Genomic DNA, 19,080 nt, shown 5'->3' on the forward strand with positions numbered 1-19,080 from the left:
GGTGGGTCAACCCTTGACGCTGCCGGCGAGCAGGCCCCGCACGAAGTAGCGCTGGAGGGACAGGAACACGATCAGCGGTACGACGATCGACACGAACGCGCCGGCCGTGAGCCGCTGCCACTCGTTGCCCCGGGTGCCGGCCAGCTCGGCGAGCCGGACGGTCAGCGGGGCGGTCTCGTCGCCGCCACCGGCGAAGATCAGCGCGACCAGCAGGTCGTTCCAGACCCAGAGGAACTGGAAGATGCCGATCGCCGCCAGCGCCGGGGTGATCAGCGGCAGCACGATCGTGCGGAAGATCTTCGGGTGGGTGGCGCCGTCGACCCGGGCCGCCTCCATCAGGTCGCCGGGGAGCTGCGAGATGAAGTTGTGCAGCAGGTAGACGGCGAACGGAAGCGCGAAGCAGGTGTGCGCGAACCACACCTGGGCGAACTTCTGCTCGTCGACCAGGTCCCACGCGGGCATGATCTGGACGCCGGCGACGGTGACGCCGGTGGAGAAGAACCGCAGCAGCGGCACCAGGGCCATCTGGAGCGGCACGATCTGCAACGCGAAGATCCCGATGTAGACCCAGTCCCGACCCCTGAAGTTGATCCAGGCCAGCGCGTACGCGGCCAGCGAGGCGAACGCGATCGGGAACAGCACCGACGGGACGGTGATCGCCAGCGAGTTGATGAAGTAGCTGGCGAGCTGCCCCGACGAACCTCTGCTGAACAGCACCTCCTGGTAGTTCTGGAGGGTGAACTGGGGGTCGCGGAAGAACGTCCACCAGCCGGTGGACTTGATCTGGTCCTCGGGCCGGATCGAGGAGACGAAGAGGCCGAAGGTCGGGACCGTCCAGAGCAGCGCGAGCACGATCGAGACCAGCGTGGCGGTGCGGCTGTTGAGCCGCTTGCGGACCCGGGCGCCCCGGGTGGTCGGGCCGGTGGCCTGGACGCCGGCTCCGACGGTGGGCGTGGCGGTGGTCATGTCAGCCCTCCCGCTGCTTGCGCAGGTTGCGGATCTGGTAGATCACGAGCGGCAGGACCAGGACGAACAGGAAGACCGCGAGCGCCGAGCCCTGCCCGTTCTCGCCGTACCGGAACGCCTGGTTGTACATCTCGGTCGCGATCACGTTGGTGTCGTAGTTGCCGTTGGTGGCGGTCCGGACGATGTCGAAGACCTTGAGCGTGGCGATGGAGATCGTCACCACCACCACGATCAGCGCCGGCCGGATGCTCGGCATGGTGATCCGCCAGAACATCTGCCACGCGGTGGTGCCATCGAGCCGGGCCGCCTCGATGATGTCCGCCGGGATGGCCTTGATGGCCGCGGAGAGCACCACCATGGCGAAGCCGGCCTGGATCCAGACCATGATCACGATGAGCAGGAACGTGTTCAGCGGCGAGTCCAGCAGCCATTGCTTGGGCTCGCCGCCGAGGCTGACCACGATCTGGTTGAGCAGGCCGATCTGCTCCTGCTCGTCACCCCGGTAGGCGTAGATGAACCGCCAGATGATGGCGGCGCCCACGAACGAGATCGCCATCGGCAGGAAGATCAGTGACTTGGCCACTGACTCGAACCGGGCCTTGTCCACCAGGACCGCGTAGATCAGGCCGAACGCGCTGGCCGCCAGCGGCACCAGCAGCACCCAGATCAGCGTGTTGATCAGCACCCGGACGATCGAGTCCTCGTCGAACATCCAGGTGTAGTTGTCCAGCCCCACCCAGTTCGTGCTGCGCGCGTCCATGAAGGAGAGCAGCGTGGTGCGGATGGCCGGGACCACCAGCCCGATGGTCAGCAGCAGCAGCGTCGGCAGCAGGAAGAAGAACGCGAAGGCGCCCTCGCGAGGCTTGCGCCGCCGGGGTGCCGGTCCGCCACCCACCGAGGCCGCGACCAGTTGCGCCTCCCGCCGCCGGGCGAGCCAGGTCGGCACCACGTCGAGGAGCAGGAGCAGCCCGCCCACCACCGCGACGAAAGCGATCAGCCCGTACATCAGCATGAGGAACTTCGGCTGTTCCGCCGCGAAGTCGAACTCCATCAACCCTCCCTCAAGGGTTCGGATGCGGGCGGGTGGCCCGGCCCGTGCACACGGACCGGGCCACCCACGCGGATCACTTCCAGCTGCCCTCGATGTCGTTCAGGACGGAGGTGGTGTCCTTGCCGTTGATCCAGGCCACCATGCCCTTCCAGAACGTGCCGGCGCCGACCGCGGCCGGCATCAGGTCCGAGCCGTCGAAGCGGAAGACGGTCTTCTCGTCCTGGAGGATGCCCACGGAGAGCTTGTCCACCGGGTTCGGGACGTTGTTGAGGTCCAGCTTCTTGTTCGCGGACACCCAGTCACCGATCTTGGCGCGGCTGTTGGCGAACTCGCCGGAGGCCAGGTAGGTCTGCACCGCCTGGACCTCGGGACGGTCGGCGAAGGCCGCGACGAACTCGCCGCCGCCCAGCACCGGCTTGCCCTTGGCCGGGTCGATGGCCGGGAAGTAGAACGCGAAGACGTCGCCGTCCTCGGCCACCTTGGTGCCCTCGGGCCAGTTGTTGGCGTAGAAGGACGCCTGGCGGTGCATCGCGCACTTGCCGGTGGTGATCGGCACGCCGGCCTCCTGGAACGCGGTGGTGGCGATGCTCTTCACGCCGCCGAAGCCACCGTTCATGTACTTCTCGTTCTTCAGGATGGTGCCCGCCTGGTTGACGGCGGTGGCGACCTGCGGGTCGTTGAACGGGATCTCGTGGGTGGTCCACTTGTCGTAGACCTCGGGCCCGCCGGTGCGCAGCAGGACGTCCTCGATCCAGTCGGTGGCCGGCCAACCGGTCGCGTCCTGGGACTCGATGCCGGCGCACCACGGCTTGGTGCCGCTGCCCGCGATCTTGTCGCTGAGGTCGATCAGCTCCTGCCAGGTGGTCGGGACCGACCAGCCCTTCTCCTTGAAGGTCTTCGGCGAGTACCACACGAAGGACTTCACGTTGGAGCCCAGCGGGGCGCCGTAGAACTGGCCGTTGACGGTGCTGTACTTCAGCCAGTCGGGGGAGTAGTTCTGCTCCGCCATGGCCTTGGTGTCGGCGCCGGCCGGCTTGAGCTTGCCCGAGTCGACGAACCGCTTCAGCAGGCCCGGCTGCGGGATGAAGGCGAGGTCGGGGGCGTTGCCGCCGTCCACCCGGACGGGGAGCTGGGCCTCGAACTCGCCGGAGCCCTCGTGGTCGATCTTGATGCCGGTGCAGTCCTCGAACTCCTTCCAGGACTGCTGGAGGCGCTCGTCCTCGATCTCCCGGATCGACGAGTAGATCGTGACCTTCTTGCCGTCGTGCCCCTCGTACTTCTCGTATGCCGCGCACTCGGCCGAGCCCGCCTTGTCGCTCTTCTTGTCGTTGCCGGTCCCGCAGGCGGCGACGCCGAGCGCCAGCCCCAGCACGCCGGTGACCGCGAGAGCCTGGCGCGATCTGGCAAACGCCATGCCGATCTCCTTCCTTGCCGGCGCGTGGGGGAAATCGAATGCGCGCCGGTCCGATGGTCGTGCACACATGTAAGCGCTTGCATCCCGTCCGGTCCACCCCCGGTCGGACACGGCCCGGTAACAATCCCGAAATCCGGACACCGGGACTGGGCGCGCTCCCACGAATCTTCCCACGGACGGAACTTTCTGCCACGCTGTCCGTATCAGATTGAAGACTTTCAACATAGGAGGTAGTGGATGCGCAAGCGGTGGCTCAGTCTGGCGGCGGGTGTGGCGGTCCTGGCCGCGACCCTGGTCCCGGCGGCGCCGGCGATGGCCGCGCCGACGTTCAAGGTTCCGTTCCCGTGCAACCAGTCCTGGTCCGGCCAGACGCGGACCAATCACAGCCCGGCCAACGCGATCGACTTCAACCGCACCGACGACCTCGGCGACCCGGTGGTGGCCAGCGCGCCCGGCACCGTCGACGTGGTGACGAACCTCGGTGACACGAGCTACGGCAAGTACGTCCGGATCAACCACGGCGGCGGCTGGACGACCTACTACGCGCACCTCAACGCGTTCAACGTCTCGGTCGGGCAGACCGTCGGCTACGGCCGGGTGATCGGGTACGTCGGCACCACCGGCGGCTCCACCGGCCCGCACCTGCACTACGAGCAGCGCTCGAACGGCAGCGCCGTGAAGATCAATTTCAACGGCGCGCAGGCCCTCTACTGGGGCACGAAGACCTACACCAGCGACAACGGCTGCGCCGGCGCGGACACCGGGGCCGGCACGGTGAACACCGCCGGCACGGCGCTGACGGTCCGCTCCGGGCCGGGCACCGGCTACAGCGCGGTGGGCACGGTGGCCGACGGGGCCAAGGTGACGATCTACTGCCAGACCAGCGGCACCAGCGTCACCGGCACGTACGGCACCAGCTCCATCTGGGACCGGATCGGCTCCGGCCGGTTCATCTCCGACGCGTACGTCTACACCGGTTACGACGGGTACATCCCCGGCGTGCCCCGCTGCTGACCCCGGTGGGCGCGGGGGCCTCGGCTCCCGCGCCCACCCCGGTCAGGCGTTCAGCCGCCAGATGGCGAAGTTGAGCGCGGCGGCGAACGTGACCCACGCCCAGTACGGCAGCATCAGCAGCGTCGCCGGCCGGGACACCCGCCGGAACAACGCCACGGTCACGCCGATCGCCAGCCACATCAGCACGATCTCGGCGAACGCCAACCCGTAGCGGCCGGTGCCGAAGAAGAGTGGCGTCCAGGCGGCGTTGAGCACCAGTTGGACGCACCAGGCCCAGAGCGCGGGGCCGAACCCGACCCGGCGCCAGACCAGCCAGCCGGCGATCGCGATCAGCGCGTACAGCAGCGTCCACACCGGGCCGAACAGCCACGACGGCGGTGCCCAGGCGGGCTGCTCCAGGCTCTGGTACTCGGCGGAGGTGCCCCGGACGCCCAGCCCGCCGAGGGCGGCGGCGGCGAACGTGGCGGCGCCGAAGCCGAGCAGGGCCCACCACTTCCGGGCCCCGGCGGTACGCCGGCCGGCGCGTTGCGACATCTCCATGGTCGAGATATTGCCGCTGGCCGGAGGCGGCAAACCCGGCCCGGACGGGAAAACGCCGGGATCGTCGGGTCCGGACGCTCCGGTCTGGGAGGACAGAGCGCCGGGCCCGACGACCCCGGCGGGTCTCGGGTGCTGCGGACGGCGGTTACGTGTTGAAGATGCTGACACCACCCGGGCCGACCAGCAGGCCCACCACGATGAGGACGATGCCCCAGAGGATCTGTCGGCGGAAGAGGGCAAGAATTCCGGCGACCACGAGTACGACTGCGAGAATCCAGAGAATCAGCTCCATGGCGGCTGGATACCCGGCGGCCCGATCCCGGAAACCTCCCTCTCAGTCGACCTGATCCCCGAGGTGGAAGACGCTGTATGCCTGCTTGATCACGGGGTGCGCGACGTTACGGACCCGCACCCCGCCCGGCGTGGTGCCGCGCTCGGTGCCGTGGTGGGCGTGCCCGTGCAGGGCCAGCGCGGTGGGCGCCGAGTCGATCGCCTGCCCGAGCTGGTAGCAGCCGAGGAACGGGTAGATCTCCAGCGGCTCACCGGCGAGCGTGTCCGGCACGGGGGCGTAGTGGGTGAGCGCGACAAGCGCATCGCACTCCAGCGCGAGCAGCGCGGCCGCCAGCGCGTCGGCGCTCTCCCGGGTGGTCCGCACGAACGATTTCATCTCCGGCTCGCCGAAGTCGCTGGCGCAGCGCCCGGCGAACCCGCCGCCGAAGCCCTTCACCCCGGCCACGCCGAGCCGCCCACCGGGGCACTCCAGCACCGTGCCGGTGCCCTCCAGCACGGTGATCCCGGCGTCCTGGAGCACCTTGACCACCTGCGGCACCTGGTCGCACTGGTGGTCGTGGTTGCCGAGCACGGTGATCACCGGCACGCCGAGATCGCCGAACTCGCGCGCCACGCAGCGCGCCTCGGCCTCCGTGCCGTGCCGGGTCAGGTCGCCGGCGAGCAGCAGCACGTCGGCGCAGTCCGGCAGCTCCTCCAGCGCCGGACGGAACCGGCCCACCACGTCCTCGTCCACGTGCACGTCGCCGACGGCGGCGATCCGGATCACCATCGAACCTCCCTCACGGCAGTTCCTCCACCTGGGTGGGCGCCTGCGTACGGATCACACCGATGTCGCTGGTCACCGGCGTGTCCGGGAAGCGCTCGGTCACCCGCCGCAGGATCTCTTCGCGCCGGTGCGGGCTCTCCACCTCGCCGGAGAGCACCAGCCCGCGCTCGCGGCGCAGCACCGTGATGCCCTGCTCGGCCACGGACGGGTCCTCCGCCAGCATGTTCTGGATCTCCGCCTCGACGTACTCGTCGGGCGGCACGTCGCCGGGTTGTCCGGTCACGGGGTCTCCCTTCCGCCGGGCGCGCCGTCGGGCAGCACGTCCAGCCGGTCGAGCAGCACCAGGAACGCCTCCGCGTACGGCGAGTGCTGCGTTTCCTTGCGTACCCGGTCCCAGTCGATCTGTTCCCGCAGCGAGCGGGCGAGCGGCAGGGCGCGGGCGAAGTCGCAGTAGTGCTGGGAGAAGCTGAGCAGCTTGTGCACCATGAGCTGGCTGGCCGAGAGCACCGGCATGTGGATCGCGTCGACCGGCCGCACGATGGTGTCGGCGAACGTCTCCTCGGTCACCGGGGTCTCGATCGGCCGGTGGATCAGGTCCACCATCCGGCCCTCGTCGTAGACCTTGACCAGCCAGTCCTCCGGTGGGCGCTCGGCCGTGAAGCCGGCCTCGACAAGCGCCTCCAGCGCCCGGTCGACGTCGGCCTCGCGGAGCAGGAAGTCGACGTCGTGGTCGCTGGAGTGGCCGCCGTGGGCATACACGGCGAAGCTGCCGCCCAGGGCGAACGGGATCTCGGACTGCTTGAGCACGGCGGCGACCTTCTTCAGCGTGTGCACCAGGGTCTCGTCCCCGCGCTCGGCCATCTGGCTCTCCCGTCGTCGTCGTGGGCGGTGAGATTGAGTTGCCTACCCGGCGGACGCTCCGGTCACACCTTCCGCATCCACCTGGGGAGGAACACGACAAAAGGCGCTTGCGAGCGCCCGTCGGATAACCTCGGGAAGGTGCCCAGCTCACTGCGGACGCGGCGCGGCGGAGCCCGACTGCGCACCGTCGCCCTGATCGGTATCGACGGCTCGGGCAAGACCACCCAGGCCCACCTGCTCGCCGAGGCGCTGAACGCGGCCGGCCACCGGGCCACCTACCACCGCAACGCCGGCGGTCGACGCTGGCTCGGCCGGCTCGCCCAACGGGTCGGCCGCCCGGACGCGCAACGTCTCGTCGGGCGCGACGGCCTGCTCGCGGTCGAGTCCGTGCTGCGGTGGCTGGCCATCGCGCTCGCGCTGCTGAGCTGCCTGGCGACCGGCCGCACGGCGGTGATGGACCGGTGGTCCGTCTGCCAGTACGCCAGCATCCGGGCGCACGGTGGTCAGCGCTGGGAGCGGCTGGCCCGGGCCGGCTACCGGATCTTCCCGCCGCCCCGGGTCACCATCCTGCTGACCGTGGACCCGGCCGAGGCGTACCGGCGGATCGAGCGGCGCGGCACCGACCACGAGAGCATGCGGTGGCTCACCGCCGCCGACGCGGCCTACCGGGCGCTGCCGGAGTACGCCGGCTTCGTGGTGGTCGACGGCAGCGGCCCGCCGGAGGAGGTGTCCCGCCGGATCCGGGCGCACCTGAGCGAGTGGCTGCCGGACGACCCGTCCACGCTCGCCGGCCCGTCGCCGGACGGCACCCCGCGCCCGTCGGGCGGCGGCCGGGACGGCCCGGTGCCGGTTCAGGCCCGCCCGTAGACCGGGACGCTCGCGCCGCTCGTCGGGGCGGACTCCGGGCCGGCCAGGAAGCGGATCACCGCCGCGATCTCGGCCGGCGGCACCCAGCGCCGGTGGTCCGCCTCGGGCTGGGCGGCCCGGTTGGCCGGGGTGTCGATGACGCTGGGCAGCACCGTGTTGCAGCGCACCCCACGCGGTCGGTACTCCACCGCGATCGCGTTCGCGAACGCCTGCACGGCGGCCTTGGCGGTGGCGTAGCCGGCCGCGCCGGGAAACGGGGCCACCGCCGCCCGCGCCGACACGCAGACCACCGCGCCGCCGCCGGCCGCGACCAGGTGCGGCAGCGCCGCCTGGGTGACCAGGTAGGTGGGGCGCAGGTTGATCCGCAGCATCCGCTCGAACTCCTCGACCGGCGTCTCGTGCACGAGCCCGCCGCTGGCGTACCCGCCGACGAGGTTGACCACGGCGCGAAGTGGCGCCGCGGGCTCGGCGGTGGCTGTCGCCACCGCCTGCGCGGCCCCCTCGGGGGTGAGCAGGTCCGCCACCACCGGGACCGGACCGGACGGCTCGGTCGTCGTCGGGCCGCCCTCCCGACCGGGTACGACCACCCGCCAGCCGTCCCGCAGGAACGCGGCGGTGACCGCGCCGCCGAGCCCACCCGTGCCTCCGGTCACCAGCACCGTGCGATCCGCCATGGCCACACGGTAGCCGCCGTGGACGCCGGTCGCGCCGACCCACCGGGCGGACCGGTTCGCCGGCCGTCCGCTGCCGGCCGCACTCGTTGGTCACGGAGAGCGAGACGGAGGCGCGGCGGCCGAATGGGCCGCCGTCGCCTTTGCTCTGCAGCCATCCCCGCAGCGGAAGCCGAGAGCAACCACCCGAACTGCCGGCTCGCGCCGGTCCCGCTCACCCCTGCCCAGGTAGAGGAGCTGCTGCGCATATGGGTGCAGAGCAAAGGGGGCCGAGGGGCGTCTCGCCGCCCCTCGGCCGCAGTCACGCTGAGAAACGAACTCTCGCGTCACTGTTCGTGACGTCGCCGACGCGTGCGCGGCGGCTCGCCCGGCTGACCGGTGGTCCGGTGGCGGCCGTCCGGGCCGAAGGGTCGGCGTGCGGTCGATCGGACGATCCTCCGGCGGGCGCGAGTCGACCGGACCGGAGGAGGCGGCCGGGCTGCGGTAATGGGACCCTGGGCGCGGGGATCGGGCGCGGATGGCGGTAAATTTCCCGATACGCGGCGTCATGGTTGACGCTTACGCCCAGTGAAAGTAAGTTTCATCCGTGGCGAAGAGTCCGAAGATTTCTGCGAGTCACGAGCCCGGTGGACTGATCGTCCACATCAGCGGCCTCCTGCCCTCGCTGTCCCCGGCCGAGCAGCGGGTGGCCCGGCTGGTCGTCGCCGATCCGGCGGACGCGGCCCGGCGCACGATCACCGACCTCGCCACCGCCGCCGAAACATCCGAGGCGACCGTGATCCGGTTCTGCCGCTCGGTCGGCATGAACGGCTACCCCCAGTTGCGCATCCGGCTCGCCGCCGAGGCCGCCCGCCGGGTCGAGCCGCCGGACGCGCGGGTCGTCGGCGGCGACATCCCGCCCGGCGCCGACCTGGCCCAGATCATCGCCACCATCGCGTTCAACGACGCACGGGCCGTCGAGGAGACCGCCGAGCAGCTCGACCCGGCGGTCTGTGAGCGGGTGGTCGAGGCGATCGGCGCGGCCGGCCGGATCGACGTCTACGGCGCGGGCGCCAGCGGCTTCGTCGCCTCGGACTTCCAGCAGAAGCTGCACCGCATCGGCCGCATCGCGTTCTACTTCCCGGACGTGCACACCGCGCTCACCTCCGCCGCGCTGTTGGGCCGCGGCGACGTCGCGGTCGGCATCTCCCACACCGGCACCACGTCGGACGTGATCGAGGTCCTGGAGCAGGCCCGGGCGCGCGGCGCCACCACGGTGGCGCTCACCAACTTCCCCCGCTCGCCGATCACCGAGGTCGCGGACCACGTGCTCACCACCGCCGCCCGGGAGACGACCTACCGGTCCGGCGCGACGGCCAGCCGGCTGGCCCAGCTCACCGTGGTCGACTGCCTCTTCGTCGGGGTGGCCGCCCGGAGCCGGGCCCGCACCAAGAAGGCCCTGGAGGCCACCGCCGAGGCGGTCCAGTCGCGTCGGGTGGGTCCCGGGCGGAGGCGGGCATGACGGCGGGTCGGGTGGAGCGGGACGAGGTGACCACGGTGCGCCCGGTGGTGCGGGTCGGCGCGCCGACCGAACGGCGCAACCCGCACAGCGTCGACCTCGACCTGATGTCGACCCGGGACGTGCTCGCCGTGATCAACGAAGCCGACCGGCGGGTGCCGGCCGCGGTGGCCGCCGTACTGGACGAGATCGCCGAGACCGTCGACCTGGCCGTGGCCGCGCTGCGCGGCGGACGCCGGGTGCACTACTTCGGCGCCGGCACCTCCGGCCGCCTGGGCGTGCTGGACGCGGCCGAGCTGGCCCCCACCTTCAACTCGCCGCGGCACTGGTTCTGCGCCCACCTGGCGGGCGGCCCGGAGGCCATGTGGCGGGCCGTCGAGGACGCCGAGGACGACGAGCGTGGCGGCGCCGCTGAGGCCGCCAAGTGTGTCCGCGCCGGCGACCTGGTGGTCGGCCTGGCGGCCAGCGGGCGCACCCCGTACGTCCTCGGGGCGCTCGCCGCGTCCCGGTCCCAGGGTGCCGGGACGGTGCTGCTCTGCGCGAATCCGGAGGCCGAGGCCGCCACGTCGGTGGACGTGTTCATCGGGGTGGACACCGGACCCGAGGTGGTCACCGGGTCGACCCGGATGAAGGCCGGCACCGCGCAGAAGCTGGTGCTCAACACGTTCTCCACGGCCGTGATGGTGCGTCTCGGCCGGGTCTACTCGAACCTGATGATCGACATGGTGGCCACCAACGCCAAGCTGCGCGGCCGGATGATCTCGATCCTGATGGAGGCCACCGGCTGCGCCGAGGAGGTCTGCGCCGTCGCGTTGCGGGAGGCCGACGGCGACCTCAAGACCGCCCTCGTCTCGCTGGTCTCCGGCGCCGAGGTGCCCGCCGCCCGGGCCGCCCTGGCCCGCGCCGCCGACCAGGTCCGCGGCGCCCTGGCCCTGCTCGCCTCCTGATCCCACCCGATCCCCACCCGCCGGGCGCATCCGCCCGGCGGGTGCGACGCGTATCACGTGGCGGGAGGGGACGGCTCTCCCCGTGCGGATTGTTCAACGAGGCGGAGGGTAATCCTTCCCGTGGCTGAACCCGGCGGTCCACGGGCGCGTATCACGCAGTGACCAGGATCCCAGAGCGGCGGTGACGCGGCTCGCTGTGTTCATGGAAAACGCAATGGTGCCATTCCATGGGTGACGGCGATTCCGCTGCTCCGGACCGGTGTCCAGCGGGGGGTCGGCAGGCCGCCGAGCAGGGGTCCTGACAGGAAACATGGACCGGGCTCTCAGCTAGCACTCAGGCATTCGTGACAGTTTCGACTCACGGCAAGGAATCCCCGACACGTCACATCTGTTGTGTAGGTGTCAGCACCTACGGGCACAGCGGAGGTTACGGGGAGGGCTGATGAACGTGGGGATGGCAAGGAACCGGGCAACCGGCGCGAGCGAGGGGACCGTGGCAATCGTGGACAAGAACATCGGCATGCGTACCGACGAGGTCGCCGAGGAGCGGGACCTGGTCGGCGTCTACCTGCACGAGATCTCCCGGACGCCGCTGCTGGACGCCGCCCGGGAGGTGGACCTGTCCAAGTCGATCGAGGCCGGCCTCTACGCCGAGCACCTGCTCGACTCCGACCGGATCCCCGACGGGGCCACCCGGGAGGAACTGGAGCGCGTGATCGCCGACGGTGAGCGGGCGAAGGACCTGTTCATCCGTGCGAACCTGCGGCTGGTCGTCTCCATCGCCCGCCGCTACGTGCGCTCCGGCATGCCCATGCTGGACCTGATCCAGGAGGGCAACACCGGCCTGGTCCGGGCGGTCGAGAAGTTCGACTACGAGCGGGGCTTCAAGTTCTCCACCTACGCGACCTGGTGGATCCGGCAGGCCATCAGCCGGGCGATCGCCCAGCAGGAGCGGACCGTACGGCTGCCCGTGCACCTGGTGGAGGACGTCAACCGGATGCGCAACGTGGCCCGGCAGCTCACCCGCGAGCTGGGCGCCGACCCGGAGCCGGAGCAGATCGCGGCGTCGCTCGGCGTCACCGTCGAGCGGGTCAACGAGCTGGTCCGCTGGTCGCAGGACACCGTGTCGCTGGACACCCCGGTGGGCGACGACGGCGACACCAACCTCGGTGACCTGGTCGCCGACAGCGACGCCCCGTCGCCGGAGGAGATCGTGCTCACCGGCCTGGAGCGGCAGCGGATCGAGGGGCTGCTCAACCACCTCGACGACCGGTCGGCCGGCATCATGCGGGCCCGCTACGGCCTGGAGGACGGGCGGGAGCACTCGCTGACCGAGGTCGCCTCCCGGTTCTCGCTCTCCCGGGAGCGGATCCGCCAGCTTGAGATCCAGGCCCTCGGCCGGCTCCGCGAGCTGGCCCGCGCCGAGGGGCTACAGGCGGCCTGACCTGGTAGTAATGAACGACGAAACGGCCGGCGTCCGACAGGGGGACGCCGGCCGTTTCGCTGCCGTAAATCAGACCCGGCCGTAACCGGCGATCGACATGATGTTCATGCCGCGTTTGCTGACGTTGCGGCCTGCGCTGGGCGCGTCGATGATCTGACCGCCGCCGACGTAGAGGGCGACGTGCCCGAGCCCGGAGTAGAACACCAGGTCACCCGGTTGCAGCGCGCTGCGGCTGATCCTGGTCGTGGCGCTCCACTGGGCCGCCGCGTTGTGCGGCAGCGACTTCCCGGCGGCCCGCCAGGCGGCCAGCGTCAGGCCCGAGCAGTCGTAGCTGCCGGGGCCCTCGGCACCCCACCCGTACGGCTTGCCGACCGCGCCGTACGCGTACCGCACCGCCACCCCGGCCTTGCCGGAGACGGCCGGCGGCTTACCCGCCGAACTCGCCTTGGCCGGCGCCTCGGTGGCCCGCCCGTACGCCTGGCGGCGCATCTCGTAGAGACGGGACAGGTCCCCCTCGATCCGCTTCTTACCGGCGGCGAGCTGCTTGGCCTGCGCCGCCTCCCGGGCCAGCGTGACGTCCAGCTTGGTCTTCTGGTCGATCAGCCGGCGCTGGTCGGCGGTGAAGCCGGTGATGGTGCGCTGCCGCTGGCGGGTGAGCTGGTCGAGCGTGCCCAACCGTTCCGGCAGCGCGGCGGTGCCGCCCGGCTCCAGCAGCGCCGCCGCGGTGCGCATGCCGCCGGTCTTGTACGCCGTGGCGGCCAGCACTGCCACGTCGGCGCGGCTCCGCTCGGCCTGTTCCTGCAACGGGCCGATCTTCGCCGCCAACGTGGCGGCCTCGGCCTTGTTGGCCTTGATGTCCTCGTTGAGCTTGTTGTAGGACTCGACGATTCGCTCCAGCTCAGTCGAGGACTTCTCGATCTGCTTCGTCAGCTCGGCGGGGGTGGGCTCGGCCCGAGCCACCGACGCCGGGGCGAGCAGCGCGGCCGACAGGCCGGCCACCGCCATGCAGCGGAGCAGCATCCGTAAGGACGACAAGAGCGGAAAGCTCCTCTCCACGGTCGGCGGGTCGCGTCTGGACGACCCGTCGACGCCGGGCCGGCGCCATCCGGGTGGATGGCGGTCGACCGGACCGACCTGGACAACCTAACCCGTGATCGGAGTGAACGGGAGTTCAAGCAGGGGCGAAAGTTGGCAAAGTGTCGGAAAGTGACAATGATGACGTTCACGGTCGGTGACCGTTTTCCGGCGTGGCGAATGCCCCACACAATGGGAGCCGGATCCGGGATTCCCACCCCGGAATCCATCCCCTCGGGAGGCCACCGTGCAGACCGACCGCTCCGCCACCCACCCGCCCCGCGGCACCGCGCCCGGCCTGCTCTACGCCCGGCCCGGCATCGTCGTCACCACCGAACGCTTCACCGTCGGCCGCACCAGCTGGTCGGTCGCCGAGATCACCCAGCTCCGGACCGCCCGCGGCCCGCACGACCGGCTCGCCGTCCGGGCGGTCGTCGCCACCGCCGCGCTCGTCGCGTCGGCCGGGCTGCTGCTCGGCTTCACCGGCGGCCTGCATCGGCTCACCGCCGGGGCGTACCTCACGCTCGGCGCGGTCGGGCTGCTGCCGTTGCTGCTCGTGCTCGTCGGCGACCGCTGGCGGCCCCCCGCGTACGAACTGTGGGGCCGGCTCCGGGGCACCGAGGAACTGCTGTTCAGCAGCGACGACGAACGGCAGTTCGGGCAGGTCGCCGACGCGCTGCGCCAGGCCCGGGACCGGGCCCGCCGCGACGGCCGGACCGACCCGCCGGGCGCCGGCCCGTGGCGCCCGACGCGCTGAGCCCCGGTCAGCCGGCGACCGGCTCCGGGGTGCGCGGCCGGCGCTCGGCGGCCACCCAGTGGCTCACCCGCCGCTCCGCGTAGAACGAGACGAACGGCACGGTGCCGGCCAGCATCACCAGCAGCATCCGCTTCAGCGGCCAGTCCGCCCGGCGGGACAGGTCGAACGTCAGCGCCAGATAGAGCATGTAGAGCCAGCCGTGCGCGACCCCCACCACGGCCACCACGCTCGGGTTGTCGAAGCCGTACTTCAGCGGCATGCCGATCAGGACCAGCACCACCAGCGCCACGCCCACGATCCAGGCGATCACGCGGTACCGGGTAAGGGCTCCGCCCACCGTCGTCCGTCCTTCCGCACCGGCCTCAGCCGGGATAGTCGCCGGGCCGGGCGCCCGGATTGGCGTTCAACCAGGAAAGGTAGCGGTTGTACGCGGCCAGCTCGCCGTCGTCCGCGCCCTCGGCCGGCGTCGACGGCACCCGGGCGACGCGCACCGGCCGGCGTACCGCCGGGGTCGGCGCGACCGGCTCGTCGCCGGCGCCCGCCGGCGGCGCGTCCTCCGCCGACGGACCCGGCGCGGCCCGCAGCGCCTGCCGCACCTCGCGCCACCAGACGAAGACCACGAAACCGGCGAAGACCGGCCACTCGATCGCGTACCCGAAGCTCAGCGCGTTGCCCCCGGCGGCGCGGGTGACCTGCCACCAGCCCAGCCCGAGGAAACCCACCACCAGCACGACCATGGCCACGTGGCGGGCGATCCACGCCGGTGTCCGGAGCCGCTGCATGCCATCGAGGGTACCGGGGCCGGCGGTCGTCTCCGACGCGGCGTCGTAGGTGGCGTGGGTTTGGTGGCACAGCGGTTGGGCATCCGTCTAGGCGCCAGCCCGAACGAGACGAGGGGGCGACGATGACCGAATCGGTACGCCGGGACACCAGCCCGGAGCAGCGCGTCACCGAGTGGGACGGTGACCACGCCCGCGCCGGGGCCACCGACGGCGACCTGCCCGGCGTGGATCCCGCCGAGCTGAGCGACGAGGACCTGATCCGGGAGGTGCAGAGCCTGCACCGGACCCGGCTGGACACGCTGCGGCACGCCACCGACTCCGCGCTCGCCAACCACCTGCGCCGCACCGCCGAGCTGGAGACCGAGTACCTGGCCCGGCACCCCGGCCGGGAGATCGACCCGCACCGGCTGCGGGACGCCTGATGGCCAGCCACGCCGAGCGCGGCATGTCCGCGCCGCCCGAGGTGGTGTTCAACACCGCCACCGACCCGGACCGGTCCGCCGCCTGGCTGCCCGAGGAGCTGCGCGGCTCCGGCGCCTGCCGGGTGGAGGTGCTCGACGCCGACGACATGCGGGCGCGGTGGAGCAGCGCCGACTGGTCCGCGGAGATCGACGTGGAACCGGCCGACGCCGGCGGCGCCCGCGTCCGGCTGGACCTGGCCGGCCCGGACCACGGCCTGGCCGACGAGATCCTCGCCAACCTCGACCGCGAGGTCGGCGACAACCTGACCGCCGGCTGAGCCCGGCCGGCCTGACGACGAGGGAGACCGGGTTGACCGGGAGTGGCCTGAAGCAGAAGGTGGCGCGCCTGCGCCAGGCGTACGCGCCGCACGAGCACCGGCCGCTGGAGGGCTACCTGAAGGCGATGGGCACCTACGCCGGCGTGACCGGCGCGCTGGTCGGCCTGGTCCGGCTCACCGGCCGGCCGGTGCCGGAGCGGCCCTCGCCCGGCGACGTGGTGCTGCTCTCGATCGCCACGCACAAGCTGAGCCGGCTGCTGTCCAAGGACGCCATCACCAGTCCGCTGCGGGCGCCGTTCACCCGCTACGACCACCCGATCGGCAGCGGCGAGGTGATGGAGCAGGTCCGGGACGAGGGCAGCCCCACCCGGCACGCGCTCGGCGAGTTGGTGAGCTGCCCGTTCTGCCTGGCGGTGTGGGTGGCCACCGGGCTCACCGGCGGCCTGGTGCTGGCCCCCCGGCTGACCCGGCTGGTGGCCACCGCGCTGACCGCGGTCGCCGCGTCCGACTTCCTCCAGATGGGGTACGCGGTGGCCCAGCGGGCCGCCGAGGGCGGACACCACGGGGAGTGACCACGACGACGGACGGGGCCGGCGCGTACGCGCCGGCCCCGTCCGTCGTACCGCTTCGATCAGGTCGGGGTGGTGCCGTGGTCCTCGCCGGCCCAGCCGCGCGACGTCTCCGGCTCCCGCTCGTCCTCCCCGGTGACGATGTCCCGGTCCACCGCGGTGCGGTCGTGCTCGTTGGCGAAGTCCGGCTCCGGCAGCGTGTCCACGCCCTCCGGAGGCTGGCCGAGCGCCGCCAGGTGCTCGTGCTCGGGTTCGCGGTCGGTCATCTCGGGTCCTCTCGTCGGCGGGGGCTCAGGCGACCGTGCCGCCCAGCAGGTCCGCCACCTCGTCCACCGCGTACTCGCCCTGGGGGAGCGCGGCGATCCGGGTGAGCAGCTCCGCCGGCAGCTCGGCGGCCACCGCGCGGCGGTAGATGTCGGTCTGACTGATCCGCTCCTGGCCGTGGTAGAGGTCGTCGAGCAGGTCGTCGAGCGGCCTGGTGTCCGGCTGCTCGGTCACGGGCGCGTCATCGGTCACGCCGACCACCTACCCGGCCCCGAACCGGTCAAACGCCGCCCAACGGAGCTCAGGCGGGGGTGGGCAGCGCGGCGCGGCGGGCGCGGACCGCCTGGGCCAGGTGGTCGAGCACCTCGTCGGTGGTGTCCCAGCCGATGCAGGCGTCGGTGACCGACCTGCCGTACTCCAGCTCCCGGGTCGGGTCCAGATCCTGCCGGCCGGCGCGCAGGAAGCTCTCCAACATGATCCCCACGATGCCGCGCTGCCCGGCGGCGAGCTGCCCGGCCACGTCCGCGGCGACCAGCGGCTGGTTGCGGTGGTCCTTGCCGCTGTTGGCGTGGCTGGCGTCGATCACCACGCGTTCGGGCAGTCCGGCGGCGCGCAGCAGGTCGAGCGCACCGGCCACCGACTCCGCGTCGTAGTTGGGTCGGCCACCGCCGCCGCGCAGCACCAGGTGCCCGTCGGCGTTGCCCCGGGTGTGCATGATCGCCGGGATGCCGGAGACGTCGATGCCGGGGAAGACGTGCGGCACGCCGGCCGCCCGGATCGCGTCGACAGCCGTGCCGATGCTGCCGTCGGGGCGGTTCTTCATGCCGATCGGCATGGACAGGCCGGAGGCGAGCTGCCGGTGCACCTGGCTCTCCACGGTCCGGGCGCCGATCGCGCCCCAGGCCACCGTGTCGGCGATGTACTGCGGGGTGATCGGGTCGAGGAACTCGCAGCCCACCGGCAGGCCCAGCCGCAGCACGTCGAGCAGGAGCGCCCGCGCGGTCCGCAGACCGGTGTTCACGTCGCCCGAACCGTCCAGCGCCGGGTCGTTGATCAGACCCTTCCAGCCCACGGTCGAGCGCGGCTTCTCGAAGTAGACCCGCATCACCACGAGCAGGTCGTCGGCGACCCGGTCGGCCGCCTCACGCAGCCGTCCGGCGTACTCCAGCGCGGCGGCCGGGTCGTGCACCGAGCACGGGCCGACCACCACGAGCAGCCGGTCGTCGGCGCGGTCCAGCACCCGGGCGACCGCGCGCCGGCCGGCGATGACGGCCTCGGCGAGCGGCGCGTCGAGCGGCAGGTGATGGTGGAGCAGGGCCGGGGTGGTCAACGGCACGACGCGGTCGATCCGCTGGTCGATGACCCGGCGGGCGTCCGGAGACGTGGTCACGGTGGGAATCCTTCCGCCGACCGCGCCCCGGGGCCGGCGCCCAGGGTGTCGAGCCGGCTGCTCGCATGCGAAAGGGCAGGGAATCATCCCTGCCCGGCCGGCTCGAAGAGGAAGTGACGTCAGCTCACGGTCGAGTCACCGGCTCCTCCAGCCGGCTGCCTAAACCATCGATACGACCGCGTCACGTCAGTCAGCGTACCCGACGCGCCCGGGAAAGCCCGTGCCGTTCCGCCACGCGGGACGCGGGGTATGGGAGAACCCATGAGCCACCATCAGAGCGACCAGGACCGGATCGAATCCCGCGCGCACCTGCTGCCCGAGGAGGCGGCGGCGGGCAGCGACGACGCGCAGGCCCAGGCCGACGCGATCCTCGCCGAGTCGGATCTCCGGGAGGAGGACCAGAACGCCGCCCCGGACACGGTGCTGGAGCACCGCACGTCCGCCGAGACCGTCACCGCCGTCGAGCCTCCCGACTGAGCGGCGCGCCCCGGCCGCGGCGGGACCCCCGGTAACTGGCGTCCCGCAACCGGGCCAGCGGGCCGGCCAGCCGCAGCCCCGGCGGCACGTTGCCGATCGGGTCGAAGGCCGGCACGGCGTCCTCCGGGCCGCCGTGCCGGCCACCCAGACGCACCTCGCCGAACGGCCGCCACGGACCCACCGCCGAAGCCACCGCGAGCACCAGCCGGGGCTCGTCGCCGGCCACCACCGCGTCGGCCTCGGCCAGCGTGCGACCCAGGTCGGGTGAGTCCGGGTCGGCCAGCACGGCCAGGAACAGCCGCCGGGCCCCGGCCCGGAACGACATGATCGAGGTGTACGTCCCGGTGAGGCGCCGCCGGGGCAGCGGCAGGTTGCGCAGCACCGGCGCGGCGCCGCTGGAACTGACCAGCAGATCGACCGGCGGTTCCGGGTCCCGGTGCAGCCGGACCGCCACGCCCAGCACGTCCGGCCAGCCGGGCGGCGTCGGCGTGCCCTTGGAGAGCCGGACCGTGGCCGGCCACCGGCCGGGCAGGTCCAGCAGCGGCACCCCGGTCGGCGGTCCCGGCGTACCCCAGATCATCGCCTCGGCGGCGAACACGCGGCCGGCGGGATGCAGCAGCCGGGCGTGCCGGAGCCGGGCCAGCGCGGCGGCGGCCCGCTCGACGGCGGACGGTGCGGGGGTCATGCCGAGCTGATAC

At 72.1% G+C, this 19,080-nt stretch carries 24 protein-coding genes and 2 pseudogenes; 10 read left to right on the forward strand and 16 right to left on the reverse strand.

Annotated features, from left to right (window positions below):
- Nucleotides 1-6: 6 nt before the first annotated feature.
- From ACIA6B_RS26520 to ACIA6B_RS26530, 3 genes are all read right to left on the reverse strand, one after another.
- The gene (locus ACIA6B_RS26520; protein WP_396777352.1) at nucleotides 7-966 is read right to left on the reverse strand and encodes a carbohydrate ABC transporter permease; all 960 of its coding nucleotides are present in this window, start codon (nucleotides 964-966) and stop codon (nucleotides 7-9) included.
- Nucleotide 967: 1 nt separating this feature from the next.
- Nucleotides 968-2,017, reverse strand: a complete 1,050-nt coding sequence (locus ACIA6B_RS26525) for a carbohydrate ABC transporter permease (protein ID WP_396777354.1) — start codon at nucleotides 2,015-2,017, stop codon at nucleotides 968-970.
- Between the two features lie 73 nt (nucleotides 2,018-2,090).
- On the reverse strand, nucleotides 2,091-3,431 hold the full coding sequence (locus tag ACIA6B_RS26530) for an ABC transporter substrate-binding protein (RefSeq protein ID WP_396777355.1): 1,341 nt from the start codon (nucleotides 3,429-3,431) through the stop codon (nucleotides 2,091-2,093).
- 237 nt (nucleotides 3,432-3,668) lie between these two features.
- Between ACIA6B_RS26530 and ACIA6B_RS26535 the strand changes: the two genes are divergently transcribed.
- Nucleotides 3,669-4,445, forward strand: coding sequence for a peptidoglycan DD-metalloendopeptidase family protein (locus tag ACIA6B_RS26535; protein ID WP_357303347.1), 777 nt, complete (start codon nucleotides 3,669-3,671; stop codon nucleotides 4,443-4,445).
- 42 nt (nucleotides 4,446-4,487) lie between these two features.
- Here ACIA6B_RS26535 and ACIA6B_RS26540 read toward each other — a convergent pair whose 3' ends face one another.
- The 5 genes and pseudogenes from ACIA6B_RS26540 to ACIA6B_RS26560 form a co-directional block, all read right to left on the reverse strand.
- Entirely contained in the window at nucleotides 4,488-4,985 is a 498-nt protein-coding gene (locus tag ACIA6B_RS26540) for a TspO/MBR family protein (protein ID WP_396777358.1), read from the reverse strand.
- A 145-nt stretch (nucleotides 4,986-5,130) separates the two neighbouring features.
- Nucleotides 5,131-5,277, reverse strand: a complete 147-nt coding sequence (locus ACIA6B_RS26545) for a GPGG-motif small membrane protein (RefSeq protein WP_013288160.1) — start codon at nucleotides 5,275-5,277, stop codon at nucleotides 5,131-5,133.
- Nucleotides 5,268-6,045 (reverse strand): annotated as a pseudogene (locus ACIA6B_RS26550) (metallophosphoesterase). Before ACIA6B_RS26550 ends, ACIA6B_RS26545 begins: the two are co-directional and overlap by 10 nt.
- 10 nt (nucleotides 6,046-6,055) lie before the next feature.
- Nucleotides 6,056-6,265, reverse strand: a complete 210-nt coding sequence (locus tag ACIA6B_RS26555) for a hypothetical protein (protein ID WP_396777513.1) — start codon at nucleotides 6,263-6,265, stop codon at nucleotides 6,056-6,058.
- Nucleotides 6,266-6,321: 56 nt separating this feature from the next.
- Nucleotides 6,322-6,906: pseudogene (locus tag ACIA6B_RS26560) on the reverse strand (nucleotidyltransferase); the annotation flags it as partial.
- 135 nt (nucleotides 6,907-7,041) lie between these two features.
- Here ACIA6B_RS26560 and ACIA6B_RS26565 point away from each other — a divergent pair.
- Complete coding sequence (locus ACIA6B_RS26565; protein WP_396777360.1) at nucleotides 7,042-7,770, forward strand: dTMP kinase; 729 nt, start codon at nucleotides 7,042-7,044, stop codon at nucleotides 7,768-7,770.
- Here the strand turns inward: ACIA6B_RS26565 and ACIA6B_RS26570 are convergent.
- On the reverse strand, nucleotides 7,755-8,444 hold the full coding sequence (locus ACIA6B_RS26570) for an SDR family NAD(P)-dependent oxidoreductase (protein WP_396777361.1): 690 nt from the start codon (nucleotides 8,442-8,444) through the stop codon (nucleotides 7,755-7,757). The two genes, ACIA6B_RS26565 and ACIA6B_RS26570, sit on opposite strands and share 16 nt — an antisense overlap.
- A gap of 583 nt (nucleotides 8,445-9,027) precedes the next feature.
- On the opposite strand from ACIA6B_RS26570, the gene ACIA6B_RS26575 reads away from it, so the two are divergent.
- The 3 genes from ACIA6B_RS26575 to ACIA6B_RS26585 all read left to right on the forward strand — a co-directional run bounded on the left by ACIA6B_RS26575 (nucleotide 9,028) and on the right by ACIA6B_RS26585 (nucleotide 12,330).
- Entirely contained in the window at nucleotides 9,028-9,942 is a 915-nt protein-coding gene (locus ACIA6B_RS26575; RefSeq protein ID WP_107157071.1) for a MurR/RpiR family transcriptional regulator, read from the forward strand.
- The gene (gene murQ, locus ACIA6B_RS26580) at nucleotides 9,939-10,886 is read left to right on the forward strand and encodes an N-acetylmuramic acid 6-phosphate etherase (RefSeq protein ID WP_396777364.1); all 948 of its coding nucleotides are present in this window, start codon (nucleotides 9,939-9,941) and stop codon (nucleotides 10,884-10,886) included. The genes ACIA6B_RS26575 and murQ overlap by 4 nt, the downstream gene beginning before the upstream one ends.
- A 454-nt stretch (nucleotides 10,887-11,340) precedes the next feature.
- Nucleotides 11,341-12,330 carry an RNA polymerase sigma factor RpoD/SigA gene (locus tag ACIA6B_RS26585; protein ID WP_396777515.1) on the forward strand — a complete coding sequence of 330 codons (990 nt, stop codon included), beginning with the start codon at nucleotides 11,341-11,343 and terminating at the stop codon, nucleotides 12,328-12,330.
- A 69-nt stretch (nucleotides 12,331-12,399) separates the two neighbouring features.
- Here the strand turns inward: ACIA6B_RS26585 and ACIA6B_RS26590 are convergent, their stop codons facing one another.
- Nucleotides 12,400-13,365 carry an NlpC/P60 family protein gene (locus tag ACIA6B_RS26590; protein ID WP_396777366.1) on the reverse strand — a complete coding sequence of 322 codons (966 nt, stop codon included), beginning with the start codon at nucleotides 13,363-13,365 and terminating at the stop codon, nucleotides 12,400-12,402.
- Nucleotides 13,366-13,651: 286 nt separating this feature from the next.
- Here ACIA6B_RS26590 and ACIA6B_RS26595 point away from each other — a divergent pair, with 286 nt between their 5' ends.
- Complete coding sequence (locus ACIA6B_RS26595) at nucleotides 13,652-14,161, forward strand: DUF6232 family protein (protein ID WP_396777368.1); 510 nt, start codon at nucleotides 13,652-13,654, stop codon at nucleotides 14,159-14,161.
- A 7-nt stretch (nucleotides 14,162-14,168) separates the two neighbouring features.
- Here ACIA6B_RS26595 and ACIA6B_RS26600 read toward each other — a convergent pair whose 3' ends face one another.
- Nucleotides 14,169-14,498 carry a DUF3817 domain-containing protein gene (locus ACIA6B_RS26600; RefSeq protein ID WP_269690258.1) on the reverse strand — a complete coding sequence of 110 codons (330 nt, stop codon included), beginning with the start codon at nucleotides 14,496-14,498 and terminating at the stop codon, nucleotides 14,169-14,171.
- Nucleotides 14,499-14,523: 25 nt separating this feature from the next.
- Nucleotides 14,524-14,943, reverse strand: coding sequence for a hypothetical protein (locus ACIA6B_RS26605; protein WP_396777370.1), 420 nt, complete (start codon nucleotides 14,941-14,943; stop codon nucleotides 14,524-14,526).
- A gap of 122 nt (nucleotides 14,944-15,065) precedes the next feature.
- On the opposite strand from ACIA6B_RS26605, the gene ACIA6B_RS26610 reads away from it, so the two are divergent.
- Genes ACIA6B_RS26610 through ACIA6B_RS26620 form a run of 3 tightly spaced genes read left to right on the forward strand, consistent with a single transcriptional unit; the run spans nucleotide 15,066 to nucleotide 16,254 of the window.
- Nucleotides 15,066-15,365, forward strand: a complete 300-nt coding sequence (locus tag ACIA6B_RS26610; protein ID WP_281937459.1) for a DUF6158 family protein — start codon at nucleotides 15,066-15,068, stop codon at nucleotides 15,363-15,365.
- Nucleotides 15,365-15,682: an SRPBCC family protein gene (locus ACIA6B_RS26615; protein ID WP_281937457.1), complete on the forward strand. Its 318-nt coding sequence runs from the start codon at nucleotides 15,365-15,367 to the stop codon at nucleotides 15,680-15,682. Before ACIA6B_RS26610 ends, ACIA6B_RS26615 begins: the two co-directional genes overlap by 1 nt.
- 32 nt (nucleotides 15,683-15,714) lie before the next feature.
- Nucleotides 15,715-16,254, forward strand: coding sequence for a DUF1360 domain-containing protein (locus tag ACIA6B_RS26620; protein ID WP_396777372.1), 540 nt, complete (start codon nucleotides 15,715-15,717; stop codon nucleotides 16,252-16,254).
- 59 nt (nucleotides 16,255-16,313) lie between these two features.
- Here ACIA6B_RS26620 and ACIA6B_RS26625 read toward each other — a convergent pair whose 3' ends face one another.
- The 3 genes from ACIA6B_RS26625 to ACIA6B_RS26635 are packed head-to-tail and all read right to left on the reverse strand — an operon-like array spanning nucleotide 16,314 to nucleotide 17,914.
- Complete coding sequence (locus ACIA6B_RS26625; RefSeq protein WP_107157081.1) at nucleotides 16,314-16,517, reverse strand: hypothetical protein; 204 nt, start codon at nucleotides 16,515-16,517, stop codon at nucleotides 16,314-16,316.
- A gap of 25 nt (nucleotides 16,518-16,542) precedes the next feature.
- Nucleotides 16,543-16,776, reverse strand: a complete 234-nt coding sequence (locus ACIA6B_RS26630; RefSeq protein WP_374709203.1) for a hypothetical protein — start codon at nucleotides 16,774-16,776, stop codon at nucleotides 16,543-16,545.
- 40 nt (nucleotides 16,777-16,816) lie between these two features.
- Nucleotides 16,817-17,914: a 3-deoxy-7-phosphoheptulonate synthase gene (locus ACIA6B_RS26635; RefSeq protein ID WP_396777516.1), complete on the reverse strand. Its 1,098-nt coding sequence runs from the start codon at nucleotides 17,912-17,914 to the stop codon at nucleotides 16,817-16,819.
- 252 nt (nucleotides 17,915-18,166) lie between these two features.
- Between ACIA6B_RS26635 and ACIA6B_RS26640 the strand changes: the two genes are divergently transcribed.
- Entirely contained in the window at nucleotides 18,167-18,382 is a 216-nt protein-coding gene (locus ACIA6B_RS26640) for a hypothetical protein (RefSeq protein ID WP_396777374.1), read from the forward strand.
- Here the strand turns inward: ACIA6B_RS26640 and ACIA6B_RS26645 are convergent.
- Nucleotides 18,357-19,067, reverse strand: coding sequence for a phosphodiesterase (locus ACIA6B_RS26645; protein WP_396777376.1), 711 nt, complete (start codon nucleotides 19,065-19,067; stop codon nucleotides 18,357-18,359). The genes ACIA6B_RS26640 and ACIA6B_RS26645 overlap by 26 nt on opposite strands.
- Nucleotides 19,068-19,080 lie beyond the last annotated feature (13 nt).

Origin of the sequence: Micromonospora sp. NPDC051141 (assembly GCF_044455765.1) — a bacterium.
In the GTDB taxonomy this organism is placed as follows: domain Bacteria; phylum Actinomycetota; class Actinomycetes; order Mycobacteriales; family Micromonosporaceae; genus Micromonospora.

What these genes read in the sequence shown, in the direction of transcription:
- ACIA6B_RS26520 (WP_396777352.1), bottom strand. Translation starts at nt 966, where the DNA reads ATGACCACCGCCACGCCCACCGTCGGAGCCGGCGTCCAGGCCACCGGC.
- ACIA6B_RS26525 (WP_396777354.1), bottom strand. Translation starts at nt 2,017, where the DNA reads ATGGAGTTCGACTTCGCGGCGGAACAGCCGAAGTTCCTCATGCTGATG.
- ACIA6B_RS26530 (WP_396777355.1), bottom strand. Translation starts at nt 3,431, where the DNA reads ATGGCGTTTGCCAGATCGCGCCAGGCTCTCGCGGTCACCGGCGTGCTG.
- ACIA6B_RS26535 (WP_357303347.1), top strand. Translation starts at nt 3,669, where the DNA reads ATGCGCAAGCGGTGGCTCAGTCTGGCGGCGGGTGTGGCGGTCCTGGCC.
- ACIA6B_RS26540 (WP_396777358.1), bottom strand. Translation starts at nt 4,985, where the DNA reads ATGGAGATGTCGCAACGCGCCGGCCGGCGTACCGCCGGGGCCCGGAAG.
- ACIA6B_RS26545 (WP_013288160.1), bottom strand. Translation starts at nt 5,277, where the DNA reads ATGGAGCTGATTCTCTGGATTCTCGCAGTCGTACTCGTGGTCGCCGGA.
- ACIA6B_RS26555 (WP_396777513.1), bottom strand. Translation starts at nt 6,265, where the DNA reads ATGCTGGCGGAGGACCCGTCCGTGGCCGAGCAGGGCATCACGGTGCTG.
- ACIA6B_RS26570 (WP_396777361.1), bottom strand. Translation starts at nt 8,444, where the DNA reads ATGGCGGATCGCACGGTGCTGGTGACCGGAGGCACGGGTGGGCTCGGC.
- murQ (WP_396777364.1), top strand. Translation starts at nt 9,939, where the DNA reads ATGACGGCGGGTCGGGTGGAGCGGGACGAGGTGACCACGGTGCGCCCG.
- ACIA6B_RS26585 (WP_396777515.1), top strand. Translation starts at nt 11,341, where the DNA reads ATGGCAAGGAACCGGGCAACCGGCGCGAGCGAGGGGACCGTGGCAATC.
- ACIA6B_RS26605 (WP_396777370.1), bottom strand. Translation starts at nt 14,943, where the DNA reads ATGCAGCGGCTCCGGACACCGGCGTGGATCGCCCGCCACGTGGCCATG.
- ACIA6B_RS26610 (WP_281937459.1), top strand. Translation starts at nt 15,066, where the DNA reads ATGACCGAATCGGTACGCCGGGACACCAGCCCGGAGCAGCGCGTCACC.
- ACIA6B_RS26615 (WP_281937457.1), top strand. Translation starts at nt 15,365, where the DNA reads ATGGCCAGCCACGCCGAGCGCGGCATGTCCGCGCCGCCCGAGGTGGTG.
- ACIA6B_RS26625 (WP_107157081.1), bottom strand. Translation starts at nt 16,517, where the DNA reads ATGACCGACCGCGAACCCGAGCACGAGCACCTGGCGGCGCTCGGCCAG.
- ACIA6B_RS26640 (WP_396777374.1), top strand. Translation starts at nt 18,167, where the DNA reads ATGAGCCACCATCAGAGCGACCAGGACCGGATCGAATCCCGCGCGCAC.
- ACIA6B_RS26645 (WP_396777376.1), bottom strand. Translation starts at nt 19,067, where the DNA reads ATGACCCCCGCACCGTCCGCCGTCGAGCGGGCCGCCGCCGCGCTGGCC.